Origin of the sequence: Ruminococcus sp. AF17-22AC (genome assembly GCF_003460065.1) — a bacterium.
GTDB lineage: Bacteria > Bacillota > Clostridia > Lachnospirales > Lachnospiraceae > Blautia_A.
The window spans coordinates 68843-93299 of sequence record NZ_QRXT01000012.1 but is presented as its reverse complement, the minus strand read 5'-3'; the positions used below and the strand labels follow the sequence as shown (position 1 = coordinate 93299).

Here is a 24457-nt window from a genome sequence, read left to right as displayed (position 1 = left end):
CATAGCTGTGGTGAGCTTCGGCTTAACCTGCTTTAGTATCGGATATACATTAGGCAAAGATAATCATAAACCACAAAAATAACCGCCCTGGTCTGGTAAACTAAGCGGTTATCTTTGATAGATATTCTAAATAGTAAAACGGACTAACCGTCTATCGGTAGCACTCTTTTTCTATAATCATATTAGCACGCATGTGTGAAAATGTCAAAAAGTTCTTTTTCCATAGTCTGTAATACGAATTTGGAAAGTTACTGTTCACTCCGTTCACGGCAACTTTGAAAATACTTATAAGCCGAAAAAATGCACTAGTACCAGCTTGATCACAGCAGCTCCACCAAAAGCAACAACTGCAGTTACAACTAATTGCATAGGTTTTGGGAAATTATCGAACACAAAAACTTTCCTACTCTTGCTCCGCACCTTGCTTAAAGATCCTGTCGTAAATACTGCCATCATTATGACTGACACAGATACCAAGGTCTCACAATAGCCGGCAAGCTTTCCCAACACATCATTATACATATATGCACCTGTTTCATGCAGGATCCAGTATAGAACCAATGCACAAACTCCCATGACACTTTGGAGCTTCATTTCCTTAAAAATCTTCTCTTTCTCTGTAGTTGCATAATCTGACATTGTTTTAGCAATTTTTCTTTCTTCTTCGTTCATCATCTCGCTTTTCCTTTCTCCACTGATAATCTCAGGAATGCTGATATCATAATAATCTGCAATATCCACAAGAATACTGATATCCGGCATATTGTTTCCGGTTTCCCATCTGGATACGGTCCTTCCAGAGACATTTAATATTTCTGCCAACTGCTCCTGTGTAATGCCTTTTTCTTTGCGAAGTTTTTTTAAAAAATTTCCGATTTTTACTTGGTCCACCTCAACTCCTCCTTTCATCATCAAATATAGAATCTGTTATCTGCAAATAACACGACACAAAGCGAGAAATGTCGTATTTTCACTAATAGACACAGTTGTCTACGCGTTTTTCATTTTTTCAATTATACAAACTGAAATTTGACTTGCCTATTTTCTTAAAATCTCATGTGGAGCTTCTATTTCATTTGCCAAGGTATGCTCTGTTAATTCTGACATCAATTTCAATTTTTTATTAATCAATGGTCGCATACAATTAGGAACATGTTCCTGATGCGCTCTGTGGATTGCTACACATTCCTTACAGTTTCCGTGATAACGACAGGCTTTCAGGCAAGGACAGTGATCTTTGTCTTTATACTCCTTACGAAATTCCGCTGCAAATTCTTCTTGCAGTCTCAGTCCCTCGACACGGTTTCCCTTATGAAATTCTACCATTGCATCCAGTTCTTTCTGGTTCCCTTCAATCTTCATGTTATTATACCGCCTCCATTTCAACTATTCCTCATTTTCTGATAAATTCCGATTTATCTCTTACATTTTATCATATTCTATCCCATAACTCTATTCTTAGATGGCCAAAGAGCAGCCTTCCGACTGCCCTTTCTGCTCACATATACACGCTCTCTTTCAACACAATTTCCTCCGCATATGCCTTTATATTATTTATCAATCCAACCCATTTCATCAGATCCTGCACTTTCAGTTGTTCCGTCACACCCTGTTTTTCCACCATCTGCTTTACCAAGATTTCCACCTGCTCTCTAGCCTCCTGGTCGACTCGGTTCAGATGTGCCGTCAGTTCCCCAGTCATAAATAAATACTGGTATCGTGCCGATCTATGCTCTTTCAGGAACTGTTTCCGCAGCATTCCATATTTACCATAGGTCGGTTCTTCCTCATTCACTACCAGATCCGACAGGTAATAGTCTCCATGCAGTGTGTAACTTAATCCATTGCTTCCCATACCTGCCTGTCTTAATTTGTTCGCTATTCTTTATAGCTGTATTCAAATCTTTCATGTAACAGAAAAACCCCGGAAACCTTGCGGTTCCGGGGTATCTTACGTTTGGACACAACGTTATCTTGCGATAACAAATCTATATTCAGATTGTATTACTCGATGATTGTAGCAACACGTCCTGATCCTACAGTACGTCCACCTTCACGGTATCGGTCTTGCATATTAAGACGTTTTTTTCGTATATTTCTGTCTTTTTATTATCATTTTCAGCCGGAAATCCGGAGCGTTTTTCTGATTTTGAATTATTTTGTTATCATACTGTTATCACAACTTCTTTGGTGAACACTCAATAAAAACAAATTTAGGATTGCATATACACTCACAGGTTGTTATGATCGTTCTACGGGTGCTACCTACACGGTAGGCGGTTAGTCCTTCTACGGAGGGACTGTGGTCTACACTCCGTTACGGTCGGTGCTAAACGAGTGCCACCGGCACTCAGCACCCCTCCGATTACATAGAAATCCCCAGCTCGGCTGACGGAAATCTTGCTAAAGGAGGGGATGCCAATGTTGACGCTTGAAGGTCTGATTGCTGTTATTAGCCTATACTTGACAGCTTTCAGTCTCGGATACACAATAGGAAGCAATAAGACACAAAAATAGCCGCCCCAGTCTGCTAAACTAAGCGGCAATTTTTGCTATATTCACACTCAATACACTGAATAAAATCCGTTACTGTTGAATCTCTTATTTACTGATAAAACTTGATTTTTCTTCTTTGAACCTTTAATATTCATTGTAGATACCTCTTGTATTCGTTAGATTTTACCAACTTGCCGGTCAGTAATAATCTAATTTTACTTGAGGTATTTTTTTGTCAATCTCTTGACCTATTTAAATTATACAGGAAGCTTTTTGGCGTTTTTTTAGGCATTCTGTGCTTTTCTTTTTGCAATTTCTTCTTTCATCGCAGGAAGTGTTTTTTCCAGATCAAACTTGCTTACAAGAATAAACATAATAACAAATATCACTAACGGTGTTACAATAGTGAATCCGTAAATTGCCATTTTTGTAGCTGCCGGCGCTGCAGTCAGTGCAGCATCATAGCCGACTGCCGCAAGGAACCAGCCGATAATAGATGTTCCGAGCCCGCTTCCCACTTTACCGCCAAAGCTGGATGCACTGTTGGAGGTTGCTACCATTCTTACACCATATTTATATTCATTATAATCAATTGACATTGCCGTCATAACTCCAACCAGACACATCATCGGAATGGTTGCAAATGTTGTAATACTTCCGAATAATGCGTAGCAGAAAAAGATGTCTTTTGTGAAGAGAAGCAGTATATTTGCTCCTGCACCCATTGCAAAGCTCACCAGCAGCGTTTTCACAACACCAAGTTTCTTAATCATCGGTCCTACAAATATGAATCCTAACAGGGTCGGAATCATTCCGATTCCTCCGAGAACGCCGACCAGGTTGTCATTGCCGAAAATCCATTTACAGTAATATACTCCCGCACCCGCTGTAAGACCATATATAATGCATGAGAGCAGATTCACCACAAGAACAATCACCCAGTATTTGTTGTGGAACAGCTTTCCAAGCGCTTCCTTAAACGGAATCACTTCTTCATCCTCTTCTTTCGCTTCTACTACCGCTCCTGCCTCTGTTGCTGTCTCACGGCTTGTTGCATAACAAATCAAGGCTGCCAGTATTACAATAATTCCCATGATAAAGCCAAATTTAATCCATGCGTTTTGGTTTCCGCCCAGTGCATTCGTAATCGGAATCATACAGATTGCAAATATCATACCTGCCACATAACCGGTCGCCGCTCTCCATGTTCCCATGATGCCTCGTTCTTCCTGGCTGTTCGTACGAACGGTCATAAGCGAGTTATAAGGGATTGCCATTGCCGTATATAATACTGCTGTCAGAAGAATGTTCGTTATTGTCACGTAAATAATCTGTCCCATATCTCCTATTTTCGGCACCGTAAACATCAGAACCATTACAATACCTGCCGGAATTCCCGCTTTCAAAAGCCACGGACGATATTTTTCTTTTCCCGGTTTTGTATGGTCAATGATATTTCCCATAATCAGGTCTGTAAATGCGTCAATAATCTTACAGACAATAAACATTGTTGCAATCGCCCCAGCAGCCATGCCAACCTTATCCGTATAGAAGTATGTAAGCTGTCCTACCAGTGTGGACATCGCATTCAATGCGAACTGTCCCGTAGCATCTCCGAAGTAATCCTTCACGCGCATTACTTTCTGAACGCCAAATTTGTCCTTTCCTAATGGTTTTTTACTCATTGTGTCCCTCCTTCATTTCGTATCACATTTCCTTGATATCTTGTAAGCTTAAAATATCACATTCCTATTTGTCTGTATTTTAATTTTAGCTTAATTTTTATAATTTTGAATTTGTAGCGTTCAGCGCATCAATGACTGCCAGATACATTGGCTTTGCCTGCGCATCTTGCACAAGCAGATCGGATATGGTCATGGACAATGCAAACTGAATCAGCGGGTCTTCCAGCATTCCCGGCATCATTTCTTCAAACATATTGCGGCCAAGTTCTTCGGCGACCAACTCTCCGAGTGTTGACTCCAACGAATATTTCTCGAATTTCAGATTTGTATCCGTTTTGTACTCGTAATGATATCTGCCGGAACCAACCGTAAATTCCGCTTCTTTCTCCGGAAGCTGGATAACAGCCGTTGTATTCACCGGAATCTGCACATCCACACAGATTTTTCCTTCTCTACAGCTCCATGCACTTACGATTGTTCCATATATGGATTCATAAGCTGCGGACACCTCTGTCATTCCCTTTGTCAGCGTCGGCTGAATCCGTATTTTCTTATATCCCGGTTCCATACAGCGTATTCCTGCAACTTTTTCGTACAACCAGCTTCCAATCGAACCGTACGCATAATGGTTCAGGGAGTTCATACCTGATTCGTCAAAATCCCCATTTGGCAGAATGGAATTCCAACGCTCCCAGATTGTCGTTGCGCCTTTCTTTACTGCATAGAGCCAGCCCGGAAAATCCTCTTTCATAAAGATTTCATCCGCCAACCCGTGAAGACCGTTTTCTGACAAACAATGACACAGATACGGTGTACCCACAAAACCTGTCGTCAGATGATTATGGTGTGCCCCGATATTTAACTCCAATGTCTCCAAAATCCGATTGCGAAATTCCGGTTTTATCAAGTCAAAGTACAGCATCAGCACACAGGCTGTCTGTGTCTCACTGACCATTCGTCCGCTTCTTGTCACGTATTCCACATGAATGGCTTCTACTATTTTTTCATATAAGTCACCGTATGCTTTTGCTTCCTCTGCATACCCCAATGCATCCGCAGCATCCCGCACAATCCTGGTCGAATATGCGTAATAAGCATTTGCCACCAGATATTTGTCCGTTCCGCCTGTCCGGTCGGTGCTTCCGGATTCTATGTCCAGCGCCAGCCAGTCTCCATACTGGAATCCACTCTGCCACAATCCGTTTTTCGAGACTCTCGCATGTATATAATCCACCCAGTTCTTCATCATCGGGAATTGCTCCGCAAGCATCTCTTTATCCCCGTAAACCTTATAAATCGTCCACGGAATGATTGTCGCAGCATCGCTCCATGCCGCTGCTCCCGCCTGATTTCCGAGAATATTCGGAACAACATGAGGTACGCCCCACTCCGGAGTGGTCTCTGCTGCCATATCCCGCAGCCATTTTCGGAAAAATAATGCCGTGTGGAAATTATAGGAGGCTGTGCCACAGAATACCTGTGCATCTCCGGTCCAGCCCAACCGTTCATCTCTCTGTGGGCAGTCTGTCGGAACATCGAGGAAGTTGCCTCTCTGTCCCCACTGTATATTACTCTGCAGTTGGTTAACCAACGTGTTGTCGGATGTGAATGTTCCTGTCGGCTGCATGTCTGTGTGCATTGCACATGCCGTAAAATCCGATGCCTCTGTTTCCGTTCCTGCGCCTTCCACACAAATATAACGGAATCCGTGGAAAGTGAAGTGCGGCATCACAAGCATTCCCACCTGCTTTTCTCCGTATACGAATGTATCTGTACATCTTGCCGTCCGCAGATTCTCTGTATAGAAGTTTCCATCTTTATCCAGTGTTTCTGCATATCGAATAACTAATCTGTCTCCAATAAGTTTTGGAAGTCGTATTTCTACCAGTCCTGCCATATTCTGTCCGAAATCAAACACCAATTCTCCTTTTGGAGTCACGATCCTTTCCTTTACATCAAACCGTTTCGTTACCCGGACCGGCTCGGATTCCTGCGCCACAATCTGCCCGATATCATCCGTATGTTCAAACAGAACTGCCTTTCCTACCTGCCTTCTTTCTTTTGTATAATCCTGTATCTCACCGTGATAAATCTCGGAAAACAGAATTTCTCCTGTTTCCACATGCCAGTCCGTATCAGTGCCGATGCAGATAATTTCCCCGTCTTCGTACTCGATACGCACCATTGCCAGCAAAGCCGTTCTGTCGCCGTAAAGATTTGGTCTTGCATCAAACCCGAGTTCTCCCTTATACCACCCGTTTCCTACAGTAACCGTAATCTCATTATCTTTTTCCAGGAGTTCCGTAATATCATAAGTCTGATACTGCAGTCGGTGATGATAAGATGTCCAGCCCGGAGCCAGGAACAAGTCTCCTGTTTTCCTTCCGTTAATAAATGCCTCATATACACCACAGGCAGTCGCATACAGCCTTGCTCTCTTCACTGGTCTGTCCAGAGAAAAGCTGCGGACAAATACCGGACATGCAGTCTCTTCAGCCGGAAGTGTATGGGTAATCCATTTTGCATTCCAGTTTTCTTCTCTCATCAAACCGGTTTCAAAGTTTCCTGTCACCTGTCCCAGCTCTCCGTAATTATCCCATACACTGACCTGCACCTGATAAACAGTCATCTCTTTCAATGCAGCACCCTTATATGGCACCAGAACGGATTGGTCGCTTTTCACCCGGCCGCTGTCCCACATAAGCCGGCCTCCGCTGACAACCTGAATCTGGTAGTTTGTCTGCACAACATCCTGCTTTTCACTCTCCAACTTCCATGAGAAACGTGGTTTCTCATCGATTCCTATCGGATTTTTTCTGTATTCTATTGTCAAATCACGAATCATATGCATTTCCTCTCTCTTTTTGTTTTTCTGATTCTTTCTATTCTATGAAAATTTGTAACTGTGAGGGTACTGAACAGTTACGAAAATTTTGCCATTGTACGAATCAGAGCGGTAACATTCTCCTGAAGTCTTGCCATGTCTATGGTACCGTTCTCCAATCCTTTCTTTATCTGACCGGTATATGTATCATCATTAGAGCCCGGCGTAATCCAGCAGTTTCCCGCCTGTACCATTGCTGCCACATCTACACTGTCATAGGTTGTCCAATCCGTCATTACAAAACCGGCAAACCCATTTTCTTCTCTGAGAAGCCCCTGTAGAAGTTCTTCATCCGCTGCTGTCGGGCAGCCGTTTACCGCATTATACGCCGTCATAAAGCTGGCTGGCATATGAACATCCATCGCATATTCAAAAGTTCGGAAATAAATTTCCCGGATTGCACGTTCGGAAATCAGACTCTGATTTCGCTTTCTGGAAGATTCACAGTTGTTCCCGATAAAATGTTTATAGCAGCTTCCGATCCCGGCTCCTTCCAATCCTTTTGCATAAAATCCGGCCATGACACCGGACAAATACGGATCTTCCGAAAAATATTCCGGCTGTCGTCCATTTAGCGGATTTCTGTGAATATTAAATGCTGGTGCAAGAACCAGCGGCATGCCCAATGCCTTCGCTTCTTCCCCGATTACACACCCGATTGCTTCCGATAATTCTTTATTGAACGAAGCACAGATTGTAACGCCTGACGGCATTCCAATATTTTTGATGTTCAGATTGACTCCGCTGTTTCCATCGCTCACCGGAAAGTCCGGCAAATCATATCCTTCTGTCTGAAATACACGACCTGCCTCACCGATACCTTCCATTCCCCACCCTGCCGAGGCACAGATGCTGATGCGGGCAAGTTCCTCCGGTGACATCTGTGCCACAAACTCAGCCGCACGTGACGGATTTTTTCTTACAGCATCAAATGTTACCTTCTCTTCCGGTTTCTCCATATCAAACTTTGCAGGATAATGTTTCCTCTTCTCATAAGGCAAAAATGTCAACTTATTTTTGACCACTCCGGAATGCGCTCCTGTCGGCCATGTATCATCCGGATTTGTTTTGGATAATCTTGTAAATTTGTAATCGCAGCAAAGCAGATTGGTTACCTGTTTGATTATTCTTGTTTCTTCTTCGTCGAATCCGCCGCATTCCGCTGCTTCAATACTGTTTCCCACATAAATACGGTAATATCCTTTTGATAAAATATACGCCGCTTTTTCTTCCGAATATGAAGTCAATACTTTCACCGGAACATGAACAGGAATCTTCTGTTCCTCTCCCGGAAGCAGTTCCTTTGTTTTTTCAAAGAATACCAGTTCTTTTTCCGGCTGCTCCAGTTCTGATTCCGGTTTGCCTACATAAACCTGAACAACTTCTTTTCCGGCTTTTTCCCCGACATTCTTCACATATACATCCAGTTCCAGTACTTCCCCGTCAAATCGAATATTCTCCTGCCTGATACAAAACTCTGTATAACTTAATCCGTAGCCAAACGGATACGCCACTTTTTTCCTGAATGTTGTAAAATAACGATATCCCACATAAATGTCTTCCTCGTAACAAGTATCCACATATATATTTTCATCTGCTGTCAGACGTGTTTTATCTACACAGTCATAGAAATTTTTCGACGACGGAATATCAAAATAATCCTTTGCCCATGTATCCGGCAGCTTCCCTGACGGATTTACAGCCCCACTCAGGATATCCGAAAGTGCCGGTCCTGCAAGCATTCCACCAAATCCCGAATATATAAGTCCTGCAACTGCATACTTTTCTGCAAATGTCACATCAATCGGATATCCGACATTTAAAACCACAATTGTCTTTGCAAATGTATCCGTTACTTTTGCAATAAGTGCTTCTTCAGCCTCGCTCAGATAGTATTCCCCTTTCGCCGTGGAAGCATCCTGGTTTTCTCCTGCTGCACGTGTCAGGAACACGATTGCCGTATCGGACAATTTCTTTGCACGCATCAACATCTCGTCCTCCGGTATCTCATCCCTGTCACAGCCGTAAAATTCAACCAGTTCTTCATTCAGTGAATAAGCTTCTCCTTCCCTGACAGCCTCCACAAAATTAACACTGTAGCGAGGATTGATTTTGCCTGCCCCCACTGCTCCGATACGAAATTCGTGAATACCTCTGCCAAACAGATTCAATACCGTTCCCTTCTTCAGTGGAAGAACTTCCGCCTCATTTTTCAAAAGAACGATTCCCTCCCTGGCGGCTTCCAGTGCAATCTGTTCATGTGCTGCATCTTCCGGCTTCGGTTTCACTTTTTCCACACCTCTGACCGTAAAATCCTGCGGATTCATCTCATTCCCATCCATGTCCACAAAACCTTCCACGTGAAGTTGATATTCCCGACCGTACTCTGTCACAAGTCCCCGAAGCGGAATTCCAAGCACCCACATATTTCCCATAACTTCCATATATTGGTTGATACAGCCGGATACCACCCTGCTATCTAAGGTGACGGTTCCCTGAATATCCGGATTCATCGGCTTTGCCCACATCATAAGCAGACAGCCGGATAGTCGACGATCCAGCATAAAATACAATCCGTCAATATCATGAAAATCGTACTCCAGCGGTCCCATTTCAAAAAGCAATGGTTTATCTTCTTTTCCTGTCGGAAGCTGTTCCCAAAAATCTTCCATTCCCATGTTGAGTTCTCCTTTTAAATACTTTCATTGAGTTATCGTAACTGTTCAGTACCCTCACAGTTACGAGTTATCTATAAAATATCAAACCATATAATTTTTGTATTACAATATTGATTACAATATTTCAATTTTGTCCTTGTTTTTATAAATAGAACACCTTATAATTAGTATTACATCCATTTCAAAGAGAGTTTAAAAGTACGGTTTTACCTGGAGGAGTCTTCCATGATTACTGATTTAAAGGCATTTTGTGAATTATTTTATGCATCAACCTCCATACCGATTGGCTATTACCACGCTTCACCCGACAATGACTGTTCCTTTCCTTCGATTTTGGAAGATCCGTCTGTTTTTAAAGGCATCCTGTCCGGTTTCCGACATTTCACAAAAAACCCGGACTATTTTATCTCGCAGTCCTTCGGCTATTATGGTTATATAAAGCCGGAGCATGCTGATTGCGTAATCATCATTGGCCCTGTATTCAGCACACCTATTTCAGATCTTACACTTCGCACTTTCATGCAGGAATGGGCAATCAGTCAGGAACACAAACCGGATATACTCCAATTTCTGGTCAATATTCCTCAGATTTCCTTTAACCAGTTTCTCCAGACACTTGCCTGGCTTCACCTGTGTTTCAACGATGAATATATTTCTGTTGGACAGCATTTTAATCTGGAAAACACAAGCAGCATCAGCGAGTTTTCCAATGTACATTCCAATCAGGTGATGAATGCAAAGGAAGAACAGCATTTTCATAATACCTACCAGTTTGAACAGAAACTTCTGCAGTATATTCAAAATGGAGACGTCGAAAAAATGAAAACATTGTTAAACACCCCCTCCGAATTATCGGGTGGTCTTATGGCTGACAACTCCCTCCGGCAGGAAAAGAATGTTTTCATTACAACTGTTGCAATTGTTACAAGAAGTGCCATTGCCGGAGGAATGGATATGGAACAGGCTTACCAGCTTGCCGATGTATATATCCGTGAATGTGAAAAGCTGCAGAATATTTCCCACATTGAAACCTTGTCTTATTCTATGCTGATTGATTTTACGGAACGGGTTTCGCAAAATAAAATTCCTCAGGGAATGTCTCTGGAAATATTTGAGTGTATTCAGTTTATTACTCACCACATCAACGAATCCATTCAGGTTGGCGATGTAGCTGAGCATATCGGAAGAAGCCGCTCTTATTTGACAAACAAGTTCAAAAAAGAGCTCGGCTTCGATGTCTGCAGCTTCATTATGCGGTGTAAGCTGGAAGAGGCAAAAAGTCTCCTGACATATTCGGATAAGACATTAAGCGAAATCAGTAACTATCTTTGTTTTTCCAGTCAGTCTTACTTTCAGACTGTATTTAAGAAAAAATATGGTCTGACTCCGACACAGTATCGGAATCAGACCCACAAAATCTACTAATATACCAGGCGGGGCATCTTTCTATTTGATGTTCAGAACGAGTTTTTCTTCTGCAAAATTTACCGCTGAAATGGTTACGACTGCCTTCCCCGAACATTTTGCAGCCCGGATTACTGCCATTACACTGCCGTCATAGGTATTCCATGTATGAGACTGGTAACTTCCTTCGCAGCTCGGGTCTGCACTTCCGAATCCCTGCAATGCAGCACATCCCTCTACTTTAATTGTAACTGCTGCACTTTCCCGACGATTGAAATTTCCTGCTGCGTCTTCCAGTCTGATTTTTACGAAAGTAAGACTTTCTCCGTCAGCAGGAAGTTCATTCCGGTCGGCTTCAACCTTAAGCTTCACCGCTTTCCCTGCTGTCTGTAAGACAGCCCGGCCTGCCTCCACTCCGTTCAGATAACTGACTGCCTCTAGCTTTCCCGGATGATAAGGTACCTCATACGTCACAACATATACTCCGCCAATCGACTTTCGTCCCAGACTTTCCCCATTCAAGAACAGTTCTGCCTCATCTGCATTGGCATAAACATCCACACTTGCTGTTTCCCCTTCATATCCCGGCCATGTCCAGCTTGCAAGGTTATCCTTCCACATCCACGGTGTTTTTCCGACTTCAATTCCTGCCTTATCCATCCGAAGTACACCGATAGATGGTGCATGGCCAATTCCAAATACTGCCTGCCGTAGATAACTGATTGGTTTACGATCACCAAGAATATCAATGTCACCGATACCTGCCAGTCTGTCCGGCCAATGCGCTGAAAAATTCACTCCTCCATTATAATGGAATATACCGCATCCGGCCTCTCCCAGATAATCATATCCGGTCCATGTAAAGTCTCCTAACACATGTGGATTGCGCTTTACGATATCCCACAAATGAACAATGTCCGCCGGAAAAGTCTCTGTGCCAAGCACAACCCGATTCGGATGACGTATGTGATCTTCTTCATGTAATGCCGTCAGATAATTATATCCGGCAATGTCATTTGCCGCAGCAAATTCTCCTATCATTTCTTCCAGAATCGGACTGGTGGCAATCGCATCTGCCAGCGGTCCCACCATAACCTCAGCCATCCCATTGATTTCATCTGCGCCTCCACGCTTCTGCTCATCCGGCTGCTGCATCGCTTCAAGCTGCTCCGGAGTCATCCCTGTAGCCTGGCACATAATTTCGCCCATTCGGTCATTTCCTGCCATCAGACCATTGATTCCGTTCGTCGTATAGCGTGTGGCATCCAGCCGTTTCATTTCTGCATGAATCCTCCGATTCCATTCTGCCCCTTTTTGAGTGCCCGCCTCCGGAATCTCATTTCCGGTCGAGTACAAAATCACGCATGGATGATTATAGTCTTTTTCCACCATGTCCCACACATCCTGCTTCCAATGTGTCGGAAAATAATTTGCATAGTCATGGGGATTCTTTGTCCGAGTCCACATATCACTCAGTTCATCCATCACCAACACGCCCAGCTTATCACAGGCATCCAGCATTGCCTTACTCATCGGATGATGTGCACTTCGAAGAGCGTTAAATCCGGCTTCCTTCATCTGGCGGCAACGCCGATACTCCGCATCTGGAAATGTTGCCGCTCCGATAATCCCATTATCATGGTGAATACAAGTCCCCCTCAGTTTCGTTGGTTTACCGTTCACCAACAGACCATGTTTTGCATTCAGCCGAAGTGTACGGATTCCTGTTGAAATATTTACACTGTCTATCGGATTTTCATCCTCAGAAATTGTAATCCGGCAGGAGTATAGATTTGGTGTTTCATCACTCCACAATGCAGGATGCTCTACAAGCAAACACTGACAGCACATCTGCGTGCTTTCTCCAAAAACAGTTACCGGTATGTGCTCTGCGGCTGCTTCTGCCCCATTCGGTCCGGTCAATGTAATTTCCACCTGTACCGTTTCGGAAACCATTCCCCGATTACAGATTGGAACCTCTACTTCCACGACTGCCGCCTCACAGTCAGCTTCTCTTGTTGTAACACGCACCCCCTGGGCAGGAATATGCACAGTCTTTCCCACCCATGCATACACAGAACGGTATAACCCCGCACCACTATACCAACGGCTGGACTGCTCTATACTGCATACTTCTACTTTCAGTTCATTTTCCTGGCCATACTTCAGATAACCGCTGACGTCTGCAAAAATACCTGTATATGGATTCACATGCTCTGTTACAAGATCCCCGTTCATATAAATACGGCAGGTATCTGCAACACCTTCAAATTCCAAAACAACTGTATATCCCCTCCACGCTTCCGGAATCTCCCACTTTTTCATGTATGTATATTCACCGCCCGGATAAAATCCTGTCTGATGTGCATTCGCAGTTGCCGGAGTTCTTTCCTGATAAATCATGGCATCATGGGGCAAATCAATATTTTCTATATTTCCTGCGTCTCCCATCATTAACTCCATCATTGTTATGGTTCCTTTGGCAAACTGCCAATTCTTGTTTAAAGATATTTTTTTCATTCGGACCTCCCTAATGCAGCTTGTTCATTTTTTTACTATTCTAACAGTTGAAGAGTATTCCGTATTATAAATATAAATTTATTATTATAATTTTGTAACACAATTTTTCAAATTATTCTTGACAAATCTCTTTTTGTGCGTATGATTACAATTAAAAGTTCTTTTTAGAACTGTTTTATTTAAAACTGTTCTGTGATACATTTTGGTTGAACTCAATCGAATCATTCTGTATCTGAACACAAAAGGAGTTTTGGATAATGAATTCAACCCATTTTCTTGTACAATTCCGGCAACTGAACAAACTGTACGAATGTATGCTGAAAGAAATATGCAGACGGCATAAGCTGACATTGATTGAGACAACGATCATCAGTTTTCTCTATAATAATCCGGGTCGTGACACAGCTGCTGACATCGTAGAACTACGGATGCTTTCCAAGGGAAATGTCTCTCAGGCTGTAGAACTGCTGATTCAAAAATCTTTACTGAAACGGATTCCGGATGAAAATGACCGGCGAAGGATTCATCTTGAGCTGCTTCCGGATGCAATTCCAATCACGAATGAGATTGATACGATAAAGGAGACATTCCGTACAGAGCTTTTCCATGGTTTTTCCAAAGAAGAGGAAGAGCAGCTGGAATTTTTGAACCGGAAACTGATGGAAAATGCAAAAAATGCATTCAAAATGCAGCAACAGAACTCAGACAAATAATTTGTAAAGGAAGAATGAGAAATGAACGAGAACAAGAATTTTTTAGGAACCGAACCTATCGGTAAATTGTTATTGCGTCTGGCACTGCCTACCGTTGCAGCACAGATGATCAACATGCTTTACAATATCGTAGACCGTATCTACATTGGTCACATTCCAAATGTAGGTGCTCTTGCACTGACCGGCGTAGGTGTTTGTATGCCACTGATCATGATCGTAGCGGCATTCGCTGCCCTTGTCGGAAACGGTGGGGCCCCGCGCGCATCTATTTTCATGGGACAGAGAGATACAGAGTCTGCTGAGAAAACCCTCGGCAACTGTTTTCTCACACAGCTCATCATATCTGCGATCCTTACTATCGTGCTTCTGATTGGAAACCGGACTTTCCTGCTTTCTTTTGGAGCAAGTGAGAACACGATTGAATATGCTGTTTCCTATATGAACATTTACGCTATCGGAACGCTTTTTGTACAACTCACACTTGGAATGAACGCGTTTATCACAGCTCAGGGATTTGCCAAAACCGGTATGCTCTCCGTATTGATCGGTGCTGTTACCAATATTATCCTGGATCCGATCTTCATCTTTGGATTTGGACTCGGAGTCCGCGGTGCTGCCCTTGCCACTGTTATTTCTCAGGCCTGCTCCTGCATCTGGGTTCTGACGTTCCTGTTTGGAAAAAAGACAACATTGAAACTGAAAGTTTGCAATATGAAACTTCAGTCTAAGATTATCCTGCCTTCACTCGCTCTCGGTTCTTCCATCTTTGTGATGCAGGCAAGTGAAAGTATCATCTCCGTTTGTTTCAACTCTTCTCTTTTGAAATACGGTGGAGATATCGCAGTTGGTGCAATGACAATCCTGACAAGTGTTATGCAGTTTGCCATGCTTCCGCTGCAGGGAGTCGGACAAGGTTCACAGCCGATCATCAGCTACAACTACGGAGCCAAAAATGTGGATCGTGTCAAATCTGCCTTTAAACTTCTTTTGAAGGTCAGTCTGACATACTCCGTTTTCCTGTGGCTCTGCGTCATGATCTTCCCGCAGGTATTTGCAGGAATGTTCACCTCCGATGCCACATTGCTTGCATTTACTGCAAAAGCGCTGCGCATCTATCTGGCATGTCTGTTTATGTTCGGTATCCAGATTGCCTGCCAGATGACATTTACATCTATCGGAAGAGCTAAAGCATCGATCATCGTTGCAGTTATGAGAAAATTCATCCTTCTCATTCCGTTGATCTACATCATGCCGGCAATCTTACATAGCAACCAGACAATGGCTGTGTATATGGCTGAGCCGATTGCAGACTTCTTGGCGGTCACATTCACTGCAGTACTGTTCTTCTTCGAATTCCGAAAAGCACTGCGGGAGTTGTTTGTTAAATAATTTTTGAGTTAGGAAATTTAATAATGCCTGACACCTGGTGGTCCTAGAAAAATACCGGGACAGAGGAAACTTGAATCCCCTGTTCCGGTATTTTTTTGTAGATCTGTATGTTTATTCTGCTGCGTTTAGCGCTGCAACAAGCTGGTTCAGTGCTTCCTTTGTCACTCCCGGTACAAAACTCAGCATCTGTCTGAGCGGCATGGCTTCCATCATTGCCGCCATCATTTCGTCGTTGATCACTCCGGAATCATCCTGCATCTGTTCCTCTGTACTCTCGCCGTCCATTCCTTCCATTTCACCCATTGCCTGTTCCAATATGGCTTTTCCTTTCGGGTCTGCCATGATTTCTCCCATTGTGGAATTGAGGGTATACACTTTCGGCAGGACGGTTTCTGATTCTACCTGTACTTCCTCTGACAGAAGCACTTCCTGTGCATTCCGGCAAATCTGGATTTCATAGGCTCCGGTCTCCACATGCCAGTCATGGATTTCCGTATTCCAGTATGCATAGGCTCTGCTGTCAAGTTCAAAGGTGACGGTTTTTGTCTCACCCGGTGCAAGTTCTGTTTTTTCAAATGCTTTTAACTCCCGTACCGGGCGGATGATTGTTCCGCCCTTCGGCGCTACGTAAAGCTGTACGACTTCCTTTCCTGTACATGCGCCTGTATTTGTTACGTCTACGGATACCAGCAGTTTTTCACTTTCCTTAAACTCCTTTTTGTCCACCGTAAGATTGCCGTAAGAAAAGGTCGTATAAGACAATCCGTATCCGAACGGGAACAGGACTTCCATTTCTTTGGATGTGTAATAGCGGTATCCCACAAATACGCCCTCTGAATAAACCGATTTGTCATGTTCTCCGCCGTAATTCAAATAGCACGGCGTATCCTGTATCCGAAGTGGGAATGTTTCCGCCAATCGTCCGCTTGGATTTGCATTTCCGTAAAGCACATTGACCACTGCGCCGCCCACAGCCTGTCCGCCCAGGTAGGCTTCCAGCACGGCTTTTACTTTTCCGAGCCACGGCATTTCTATCGGAGCGCCGTTGTGAAGCACAACTATGGTGTTCGGCTGTGCTTCCGCCACCGCTTCAATCAGTGCGTTCTGGCAGTTCGGCATCCCAAGATGCTTCCGGTCATACCCTTCGGATTCAAAGCTGTCCGGCAGTCCGGCAAAGATTACCGCCACATCCGCATTAGCAGCAGCCTCTACGGCTTTTGCAGCCAATGCTTCATCCACTTTATCCTCAACATCATCAAAGCCTTTGGCAAATGTGATGTTTTCCTTTTTTACAGTTGCGAGAAATTCTACGGCGTCCATTGCAGATTCTGTTTTAAAGCTGTTGATGTGGGAACTTCCGCCGCCCTGATAGCGTGGTTCCTCGGCGTATTTGCCGATAAAAGCCACCTTTTTGTCTGCGGACAACGGGAGAAGCGCATCCTCATTTTTCAGAAGCACAATACACTCCTCTTCGATTTCCCGGGCTGTCTCATGGTCTTTTTCATGCTGAAATACCGCGTTTTTGTCTCTGTTTTCCTCATATTTGAAAATAACATTCAAATATTCTTCACAGGACTTGTCCAGTACAGATTCATCCAGTGTTCCGTCCTGTACTGCGGCAACAATTTCCACATCCGTAGCGCCTTCACAGGACGGCATTTCCAGATTGCAGCCTGCTTTCAGAGCTTCCACACGGTCATTCATCGCACCCCAGTCTGTCATTACATAGCCGTCAAATCCCCATTCCTTGCGGAGCACATCTGTGAGCATTTCTTTATTTTCACAAAGGTATGTGCCGTTCAGCTTGTTGTATGCGTTCATAATGGTCCACGGCTTTTCCTTCTTTACCATTCCTTCAAAAGAAGCAAGGTAAATTTCACGCATGGTGCGTTCATCCATTTCTGAAGAGCTTGTTAAGCGGTGATATTCCTGGTTATTTGCCATAAAATGCTTCGGACTTGTTCCGATATGTTTGCTCTGGACGCCGTGGACAAGCGCACCTGCCATTTCCGTTGACACAAGTGGGTCCTCTGAATAGTATTCAAAATTACGTCCGCACAGCGGGGAACGCTTAATGTTCATAGCCGGGCCTAAGATTGTGCTTACATTTTCTGCCTGACACTCTTCCCCCAGTGTTTCTCCAAGTTTTGTCACCAGCTCACGGTTAAAGCTGGATGCGGTTGCACATCCCGCTGGAAAGCAAACAGCCTGAATGCTGTCGTTGATTCCCAAATGGTCTGCTTTATCGTCCTGCTTGCGGAGTCCGTGAGGTCCGTCTGAGACCATTTCCGAAGGGATTCCGAGACGTTCCACTCCTTTTGTGTGCCAGAAATCAAGCCCGGAACACAAAGATGCTTTCTCCTCCAGAGTCATTCTGGAGACCAATTCTTTTATTTTTGCTGTTTCCATGTTTCATCCTCCTGCCAATCTTTCTCTTTTGGATAAAGATAGCATATATTTTTCTTTTCGTATTATAGTTTTGAGTTATTTATTGTAAAAATAGGTTTGCATTTCCTTTACTGAATGGTCACGGAATGCAGTACCACATCTCCTTTACAGGTTACTTTGATTTCATAGGTTCCCGGCTCTGCTTCCGTGTATATTCCAGGATTTCGGGTCGCATTTGGCATTATCAATAATTATCCCCTGATAAGTAAATGGCCCTAACGGACTTTTCGACGTTGCATAGGCAAGGCAGGTCAGTTTTTTATCCCGGTACACACACGGATATACATAATAATAAATGCCGTTTCGCTTCCGCATGGAGCTTCTGATGATAAGCGTGATTATGAACTGTATTTGCGGATAGGCTGGAGCCCTGACAACTGATATATTCATAGCATAATGATATGGACAGGACATTTATTTAGTCCCGTCCTTCTTATATGTTGTATCACGTTTTAATCAGTACTATAATAAAGAAAACTTGAATTTGAAAGAGTGTTTGCAATGAATGAAAAGATATATAAAACGCAAAGTGGATGTATTCATTATTGGATAAATCTGGGACAAGATCCAGAAAAAGCAACCTTGATTTTCCTTCCAGGTTTAACTGCCGACCATAGACTATTTGATAAACAAATTGAATTCTTTGAAGGCATATATAATGTTTTTGTATGGGATGCACCTGGTCATGCAAAATCCTGGCCGTTTGAATTTAATTTTTCTTTGTCGGATAAAGCGAAATGGCTTGATGATATTTTGAGCTTGGAAAACATTCGGTATCCAGTGATTATAGGACAATCCATGGGAGGTTATGTTGGTCAAGCGTATGCAGAATTATTTCCCAACAAGCTGAAAGGATTTATTTCTATTGATTCTGCTCCTTTACAAAGAAAATATGTAACAGGAATCGAGCTGTGGCTTCTGAAAAAAATGGAGCCAGTATATAGATACTATCCTTGGAAATCATTATTGAAAACGGGAACAAATGGTGTGGCTACATCCGAATATGGTAGAAAATTAATGCATGATATTATGATGATCTACGATGGTGACCAAAAAAGATATGCCAAAATCGCAGGTCATGGTTTTAGAATATTGGCAGAAGCAATGGAAACTAATCTTCCATACAGGATAAACTGTCCGGCTCAACTGATATGTGGAGAAAAAGATCATGCCGGTTCTTGTATTCGTTACAATAATGCATGGCATAAAAATACTGGAATTCCTATTGCATGGATTAAAAATGCAGGACATAATTCAAATACCGATGCACCGGAGGAAGTGAATTCGTTAATAGAAAAACTGATAAATAAGATATGATGAATCGTAGGAAAATCGCAGTTTGTCGTAAACATTTACATACTATTGTTTAGAAAAAAACAGTTCCGTTTATCCCCTCGAATTTCTCCTATAAGTGAAGGAACAATTTCTAACTTTATGACAGGGTTACATGCCCTGTCATTTTTATGGTCATTTTTAGAAAATCTGTTCCCGAATCACAAGATTATATAGCAGTGACCCTGTATGATAGAATAAATTCATCCATAGATGCCCGGTCACAGAGGTATTGCTACCTCGGAAAGGAGATTTTATGAAGAGACCGGACAACAACAAAATAACAGCACTTTACGAAAGACTGTCACGAGATAATGAACTGAATGGGGACAGCAACAGCATTGTAAACCAGAAGAAAATGCTTGAAAAGTATGCCAAAGAACAGGGGTTTACGAACCTTGCACACTATACCGACGATGGATATAGCGGTACTAACTTTGACAGACCGGATTGGAAGCGGTTGACTGCCGACATTGAAGAAGGAAAAATCGGATGTGTTATCGTCAAGGATATGAGTCGAATCGGCAGAAATTATCTGGAAGTAGGCTTTTATACGGAGGTTTTATTCCGAGAAAAAGGCGTCCGCTTTATTGCCATTTCCAATGGTGTTGACAGCACACATTCTGAATCCAATGAATTTGCACCATTCTTAAACATTATGAATGAATGGTATGTGCGTGATACCAGCAGAAAAATCAAGTCTGTACTTCGCAACAAGGGTATGGAAGGCAAACATCTGACTTCTAATGCCATCTACGGATACAAAAAAGACCCGGAAGATAACAACCACTGGCTTGTTGATGAAGAAGCCGCTGCTGTGGTAAGACGTATTTTCCAGTTAATTATTGAAGGGAATGGACCGATGCAGGTTGCCAGAATACTCACAAACGAAAAGGTTGAGCGTCCATCCTACTATCTTGCGAAGACAAGCATTCCCAATATACTAATCCGGAGGACTGGATGATATTCAGAGATACGCAGGAAGCTATTGTTGATGAAGACACCTGGTATGTGGTTCAGAAAATCAGAGAGACCAAGCACCGCCCAATAGCACAGGGCAAAGCAAATCCGTTAACCGGACTCATGTTTTGCGCAGATTGTGGTGGTGAATTTATAAAATTTATCGCAACGGTTTTTAAGTTTTTGCTTCTTGATTACTTAACGGCGGAAAAAGAATGTTTTCACATAGGGCTGTTGTTTACATGTCATTTTTTTGTTTTTTTAATTCTATACCCACCAGTACAACAGATAGCATAAACGCTGAAAAATCAGCAACAGGTCCCGCAAGCAATACTCCCATAATTCCGAAACGAAGCGGGAGCAGCAGGGTAAGCGGAATCAACACAAAGGTCTGCCTTGTTAATGCCAACAGAGCACCTTTTAACGATTTTCCTATTGCGGTAAAAAAACTGGAAGAAAGCAACTGCACACCATTTACCAACACCATGAAAAGATAGGTACGCATGAACAAAACAGCAAATTCAAAATACAGCTCGTTCCCATCTCCGAATAGCGAAATGATAGATTGCGGGAAAAATTGAAATGCGATGAAAGCAATTGTGGAAACAACAAGGTTCCATTTTACCGCAAGCAGGTAAGCCTCCCGTACACGATGGTATTGCCTTGCCCCATAGTTGAAGCCGATAATCGGCTGTGTTCCCTGCGAGATTCCTACAACAATCGCAAGGATTATGGCATTTGTTTTCATAACGATTCCGCAAGCAGCTAAGGGAATATCTGTTCCATATTTTGTTAATGCGCCGTAATAAGTCAACGAATTGTACTGAATGATTTGAATCACGGTAACTGCAATCTGGTTTGAGCTGCTGCTGATTCCCATGCTGCAAATTTTCATACTTTCTTTGATGTCCAATAAAAACGACTCTTTTTCAAAATGGATTGTTTGGAAACGCCATAGATAACGGAGTGCGAGTATGAAGGAAAAAATTTGCCCAATAACTGTTGCCCAAGCTGCGCCGGCAATCCCCCAATCGCAAGCAAAAATAAAAATAGGGTCAAGAATGGTATTGATAATAGCTCCCATAACCATGCAAACCATTGAATACTTTGGTTTTCCATCTGCTCGAATCAAATTGCTCATACCATTCGTTACAATAAGAAACGGCATTCCAATCAATGTTATGCTAGCATACTGCTTTGCATATGGAAATACATCTGTCGTTGCCCCAAATGCCTTTAGGAGCAAAGACAGAAAAGCTTCACCAACCAATAAATAAATAATTCCGAAAATCCCCATCAGAACAATACCATTTCCCGCTGCTTTGGCGGCAGCTTTCGGCTCTTTGCGTCCAAGACAGAGGGAAACACGGGAAGCACTGCCAATTCCAACCAGCAGTGCAATAGCAAGGCAGATGGTAGAGAACGGGTAGGCAACATTGGTTGCTGCATTTCCCAGATAACCGACCCCTTGACCAATAAAAATCTGATCCACAATATTGTAGATTGAGCCGACAAGAGACGCCATAATACTGGGAATGGCAAAATCTTTCAACAGTTTTGAAATTTTTTCATATCCTAGGGGATTCTCAGTCATTAAATTCATCCCCCTTTCTTTCTATACGGAGTTCCGCTGTAATATTTTCACCTGCCTGAATCAGCAAATCAATAAAGAGGTTTTTATCGGATTCCCTGAAGCCTTGCAATAAAAGAGCTTCTGTCTTTTCACATACCGTCTGTATCTCATCAATTACAGACAGCGCACGTTCCGTAGGATACAGCTTACACGTCCGCTTATCCTTATCATTTGGGGAACGCATAATCATTCCCTGCTTTTCTAATGCCGCAACTGTCCGTACAATATTGCTCGGATGAACATAAAACATATCCATTAAAGAATCCTGTAAAATGCCAGGCGAACGACAGATTTTAATCAAAAACATATATTGGCTGTTGTTGATTCCAAAGGGGGCAAGCTGTTTATCCAAATAGATTTTGTAAAATCGGTCTGTTACTGAAAGCCATTTTAATAGTTTCATAGATATATTCCTCCTAACCACCAGTATTATAATACAATATGCGTGCGCACGCAACTACTTTTAACATTATATCTGCCGCTTTGTCCTCCTAAACACAAATCAATTCTACATCTATAATCTCTACTGCTCTGCTACGAATATTATTCATTTTCCTAACCCATTCCATCTGATCCTGCATCTTCAGTTTTTCTGTCACGCCCCACTGCTCAGCCATCTGTTCCACCAGCATTTCAACTTTTTCTCTCGCTTCTTTATCGACCTGATTCAAATGCTCCGTCAATTTCCCGGTAAGTACCAGATACTGATACCTGGCACTCCTGTGTTCCTTCAGAAACTGTTTTCGCATTATTCCATATTTCCCATATGTAGGTTCTTCCTCATTGATTTCCAGATCCGGCAGATAATAATCTCCATGCAATGTGTAGCTCAGTCCGTTCTTTTCATCATAAATCTGTTTCTTCATATTCTTACAACTCCATTCCTCTGTATTTTGCTTTGTTCTTTTTTATCTGTGCATTGTATTCTTCACTTTGTTCTTTCGCCCATGGTATGCGATCACTTATTTTTTTCGGCATTTGTTCTTTCTGCTTTTTCGCTTCAAGTTCCGCCTGCATCCGGATATCGTCCTGCACCAGTCGTTCTACCATATCTTTCCCCAACATGCGTAAAAGTCGGTTATATCTGTCTGCAATTCCCTGCAGAATTTCTTTCTCACCGGATAATTTCTGATAATCCTTCTGAACTTCTGCCAGTTCCTTTTTAGTGTTCTCGTGCTCCTGCTTTTTCTTCTGAAACTTACTTTTCCACTTATCTCTTTCTCTGGTAAGTTCTTTAACCTGTGCAGCCATCGCACCAATTTTATTCTTCATTTCAATGAACAAGGGTTTTATTTTCTTATCCCGATAAGTTACCGCACGTTCCAATGCTGTAGCTTCCGGCAAAAATGTTTTGATCATTCCATATTCTTTTATTTCCTTACTGACATTATCCATCACCGGTTGCAGGAATTCTCTTCTGTCCTCCAGTTTTTTCAATTCCGTTTCTGCTTTCTCAGCACGTCTTTCCGCTGTTTCTTTATCTTTCTGGAACTGAATTTTTTCTTCTTCCAGTAATTTAATATCTGCCCTTGCGTCCGCAATCTGAGAAGTCAATCCTTCATTCTCCGCTGTCAGATATTCCTTTTTCTGTTCCAGTTCCTGCACTTCCTTCTTACGCTCTTTCTTCTTGAAATTGTAAACATCCAGATGCTCTTCATGTGTACCTTTCTGTTCCCATTCAATTCCATGTTGCTTTGCGATTTCTGCCAGCACTTCTTTTTCATGATTTATCCACTGATTCAGTTCTGTATCATGCTTATTTCCACCTTGAAATCCAAGACTTTTCAATGCCTGCTTCAGTGAAACTCTGGTATCCATTCCTTTTCCCTTCCAGTTAATCACATAAGGCACAAAGTCAATATGCAAATGCGGAGTAGCTTCATCCTGATGCAGATAGCAGCTAAAGACCCGAAGTGTCGGATTCCGCTTCTGGAAGTCTTTCACATATTCGTCCAGTACCTTTACAGCCAGATTTCCTTCTGACGTTCCCACCGCCATATCCTCACGATTTCCTATCTGGAATATCACTTCATGGAACAACTTTTCCTGTTTGCTCTGTCGGATTTTTTCATAATAATTTGCAATCTGCCGGTCCTTTCTTTTCCCGATATTGTATCTCTCCACAGCATCGTCAAACAGTTCTTTATAAACTTCTTTCAGATTCTCATTCTTATAGCAAATGTTCAATTGTACTCTGTCCGGATCTACATTCTCTGCTACAAAATCTCGTCTGTTATGAGCCAGTGAGCCGGCTCCGATCATGCCACTGATTGTTCGTTTTATCATATGTTTTCTCACCTCTTCTCTGTTTGAGT

At 42.7% G+C, this 24457-nt stretch carries 16 protein-coding genes and 1 pseudogene; 5 read left to right on the top strand and 12 right to left on the bottom strand.

Translation table 11 applies throughout. The features are described from left to right. Positions 1-285 precede the first annotated feature (285 nt). The 6 genes from DWW86_RS14450 to DWW86_RS14425 form a co-directional block, all read right to left on the bottom strand. Positions 286-891, bottom strand: a complete 606-nt coding sequence (locus tag DWW86_RS14450; RefSeq protein WP_286187738.1) for a helix-turn-helix domain-containing protein — start codon at positions 889-891, stop codon at positions 286-288. Positions 892-1038: 147 nt separating this feature from the next. Continuing rightward, positions 1039-1362, bottom strand: coding sequence for a hypothetical protein (locus DWW86_RS14445; RefSeq protein ID WP_004613237.1), 324 nt, complete (start codon positions 1360-1362; stop codon positions 1039-1041). Positions 1363-1498: 136 nt separating this feature from the next. After that, on the bottom strand, positions 1499-1855 hold the full coding sequence (locus tag DWW86_RS14440; RefSeq protein ID WP_117943792.1) for a TnpV protein: 357 nt from the start codon (positions 1853-1855) through the stop codon (positions 1499-1501). 925 nt (positions 1856-2780) lie between these two features. Further along, complete coding sequence (locus DWW86_RS14435; protein WP_117943791.1) at positions 2781-4181, bottom strand: MFS transporter; 1401 nt, start codon at positions 4179-4181, stop codon at positions 2781-2783. 97 nt (positions 4182-4278) lie between these two features. Further along, complete coding sequence (locus tag DWW86_RS14430; protein ID WP_117943809.1) at positions 4279-7026, bottom strand: alpha-L-rhamnosidase; 2748 nt, start codon at positions 7024-7026, stop codon at positions 4279-4281. Between the two features lie 77 nt (positions 7027-7103). Further along, a complete protein-coding gene (locus tag DWW86_RS14425; RefSeq protein ID WP_117943790.1) occupies positions 7104-9743 on the bottom strand; it encodes a glycoside hydrolase family 3 protein in 2640 nt (879 codons plus the stop codon). A 225-nt stretch (positions 9744-9968) separates the two neighbouring features. Between DWW86_RS14425 and DWW86_RS14420 the strand changes: the two genes are divergently transcribed. Then, a complete protein-coding gene (locus tag DWW86_RS14420) occupies positions 9969-11168 on the top strand; it encodes a helix-turn-helix domain-containing protein (protein WP_117943789.1) in 1200 nt (399 codons plus the stop codon). A 21-nt stretch (positions 11169-11189) separates the two neighbouring features. On the opposite strand, the gene DWW86_RS14415 is transcribed toward DWW86_RS14420, so the two are convergent. Next, positions 11190-13667 carry a glycoside hydrolase family 2 protein gene (locus DWW86_RS14415; protein WP_117943788.1) on the bottom strand — a complete coding sequence of 826 codons (2478 nt, stop codon included), beginning with the start codon at positions 13665-13667 and terminating at the stop codon, positions 11190-11192. 257 nt (positions 13668-13924) lie between these two features. Here DWW86_RS14415 and DWW86_RS14410 point away from each other — a divergent pair, with 257 nt between their 5' ends. Both DWW86_RS14410 and DWW86_RS14405 read left to right on the top strand, forming a co-directional pair. Continuing rightward, positions 13925-14380 (top strand): MarR family winged helix-turn-helix transcriptional regulator, encoded by a 456-nt coding sequence (locus DWW86_RS14410; protein ID WP_180201242.1) that lies wholly within the window; start codon positions 13925-13927, stop codon positions 14378-14380. 21 nt (positions 14381-14401) lie between these two features. Further along, positions 14402-15769, top strand: coding sequence for an MATE family efflux transporter (locus DWW86_RS14405; protein ID WP_117943786.1), 1368 nt, complete (start codon positions 14402-14404; stop codon positions 15767-15769). Between the two features lie 111 nt (positions 15770-15880). Here the strand turns inward: DWW86_RS14405 and DWW86_RS14400 are convergent, their stop codons facing one another. Next, a complete protein-coding gene (locus tag DWW86_RS14400; protein ID WP_117943785.1) occupies positions 15881-18178 on the bottom strand; it encodes a glycoside hydrolase family 3 C-terminal domain-containing protein in 2298 nt (765 codons plus the stop codon). 540 nt (positions 18179-18718) lie between these two features. Here DWW86_RS14400 and DWW86_RS14395 point away from each other — a divergent pair. Next, a complete protein-coding gene (locus DWW86_RS14395) occupies positions 18719-19534 on the top strand; it encodes an alpha/beta fold hydrolase (protein WP_117943784.1) in 816 nt (271 codons plus the stop codon). A 271-nt stretch (positions 19535-19805) separates the two neighbouring features. Next, positions 19806-20653: pseudogene (locus DWW86_RS14390) on the top strand (recombinase family protein); the annotation flags it as partial. A gap of 94 nt (positions 20654-20747) precedes the next feature. Here DWW86_RS14390 and DWW86_RS14385 read toward each other — a convergent pair. From DWW86_RS14385 to DWW86_RS14370, 4 genes are all read right to left on the bottom strand, one after another. Then, on the bottom strand, positions 20748-22103 hold the full coding sequence (locus tag DWW86_RS14385) for an MATE family efflux transporter (RefSeq protein WP_330385184.1): 1356 nt from the start codon (positions 22101-22103) through the stop codon (positions 20748-20750). Continuing rightward, on the bottom strand, positions 22096-22545 hold the full coding sequence (locus DWW86_RS14380; RefSeq protein ID WP_055056235.1) for a MarR family winged helix-turn-helix transcriptional regulator: 450 nt from the start codon (positions 22543-22545) through the stop codon (positions 22096-22098). Before DWW86_RS14380 ends, DWW86_RS14385 begins: the two co-directional genes overlap by 8 nt. Positions 22546-22633: 88 nt before the next feature. Further along, entirely contained in the window at positions 22634-23008 is a 375-nt protein-coding gene (locus tag DWW86_RS14375) for a TnpV protein (protein ID WP_075671337.1), read from the bottom strand. Positions 23009-23012: 4 nt separating this feature from the next. Beyond that, positions 23013-24428, bottom strand: coding sequence for a plasmid recombination protein (locus DWW86_RS14370; RefSeq protein ID WP_286187737.1), 1416 nt, complete (start codon positions 24426-24428; stop codon positions 23013-23015). Positions 24429-24457: the final 29 nt, after the last annotated feature.

Excerpts from the sequence above, each read along its gene's own strand:
- DWW86_RS14420 (WP_117943789.1), top strand. The coding sequence starts at position 9,969 with ATGATTACTGATTTAAAGGCATTTTGTGAATTATTTTATGCATCAACC.
- DWW86_RS14375 (WP_075671337.1), bottom strand. The coding sequence starts at position 23,008 with ATGAAGAAACAGATTTATGATGAAAAGAACGGACTGAGCTACACATTG.
- DWW86_RS14400 (WP_117943785.1), bottom strand. The coding sequence starts at position 18,178 with ATGGAAACAGCAAAAATAAAAGAATTGGTCTCCAGAATGACTCTGGAG.
- DWW86_RS14370 (WP_286187737.1), bottom strand. The coding sequence starts at position 24,428 with ATGATAAAACGAACAATCAGTGGCATGATCGGAGCCGGCTCACTGGCT.
- DWW86_RS14440 (WP_117943792.1), bottom strand. The coding sequence starts at position 1,855 with ATGGGAAGCAATGGATTAAGTTACACACTGCATGGAGACTATTACCTG.
- DWW86_RS14445 (WP_004613237.1), bottom strand. The coding sequence starts at position 1,362 with ATGAAGATTGAAGGGAACCAGAAAGAACTGGATGCAATGGTAGAATTT.
- DWW86_RS14415 (WP_117943788.1), bottom strand. The coding sequence starts at position 13,667 with ATGAAAAAAATATCTTTAAACAAGAATTGGCAGTTTGCCAAAGGAACC.
- DWW86_RS14425 (WP_117943790.1), bottom strand. The coding sequence starts at position 9,743 with ATGGGAATGGAAGATTTTTGGGAACAGCTTCCGACAGGAAAAGAAGAT.
- DWW86_RS14395 (WP_117943784.1), top strand. The coding sequence starts at position 18,719 with ATGAATGAAAAGATATATAAAACGCAAAGTGGATGTATTCATTATTGG.
- DWW86_RS14385 (WP_330385184.1), bottom strand. The coding sequence starts at position 22,103 with ATGACTGAGAATCCCCTAGGATATGAAAAAATTTCAAAACTGTTGAAA.
- DWW86_RS14405 (WP_117943786.1), top strand. The coding sequence starts at position 14,402 with ATGAACGAGAACAAGAATTTTTTAGGAACCGAACCTATCGGTAAATTG.
- DWW86_RS14380 (WP_055056235.1), bottom strand. The coding sequence starts at position 22,545 with ATGAAACTATTAAAATGGCTTTCAGTAACAGACCGATTTTACAAAATC.
- DWW86_RS14410 (WP_180201242.1), top strand. The coding sequence starts at position 13,925 with ATGAATTCAACCCATTTTCTTGTACAATTCCGGCAACTGAACAAACTG.
- DWW86_RS14435 (WP_117943791.1), bottom strand. The coding sequence starts at position 4,181 with ATGAGTAAAAAACCATTAGGAAAGGACAAATTTGGCGTTCAGAAAGTA.
- DWW86_RS14430 (WP_117943809.1), bottom strand. The coding sequence starts at position 7,026 with ATGATTCGTGATTTGACAATAGAATACAGAAAAAATCCGATAGGAATC.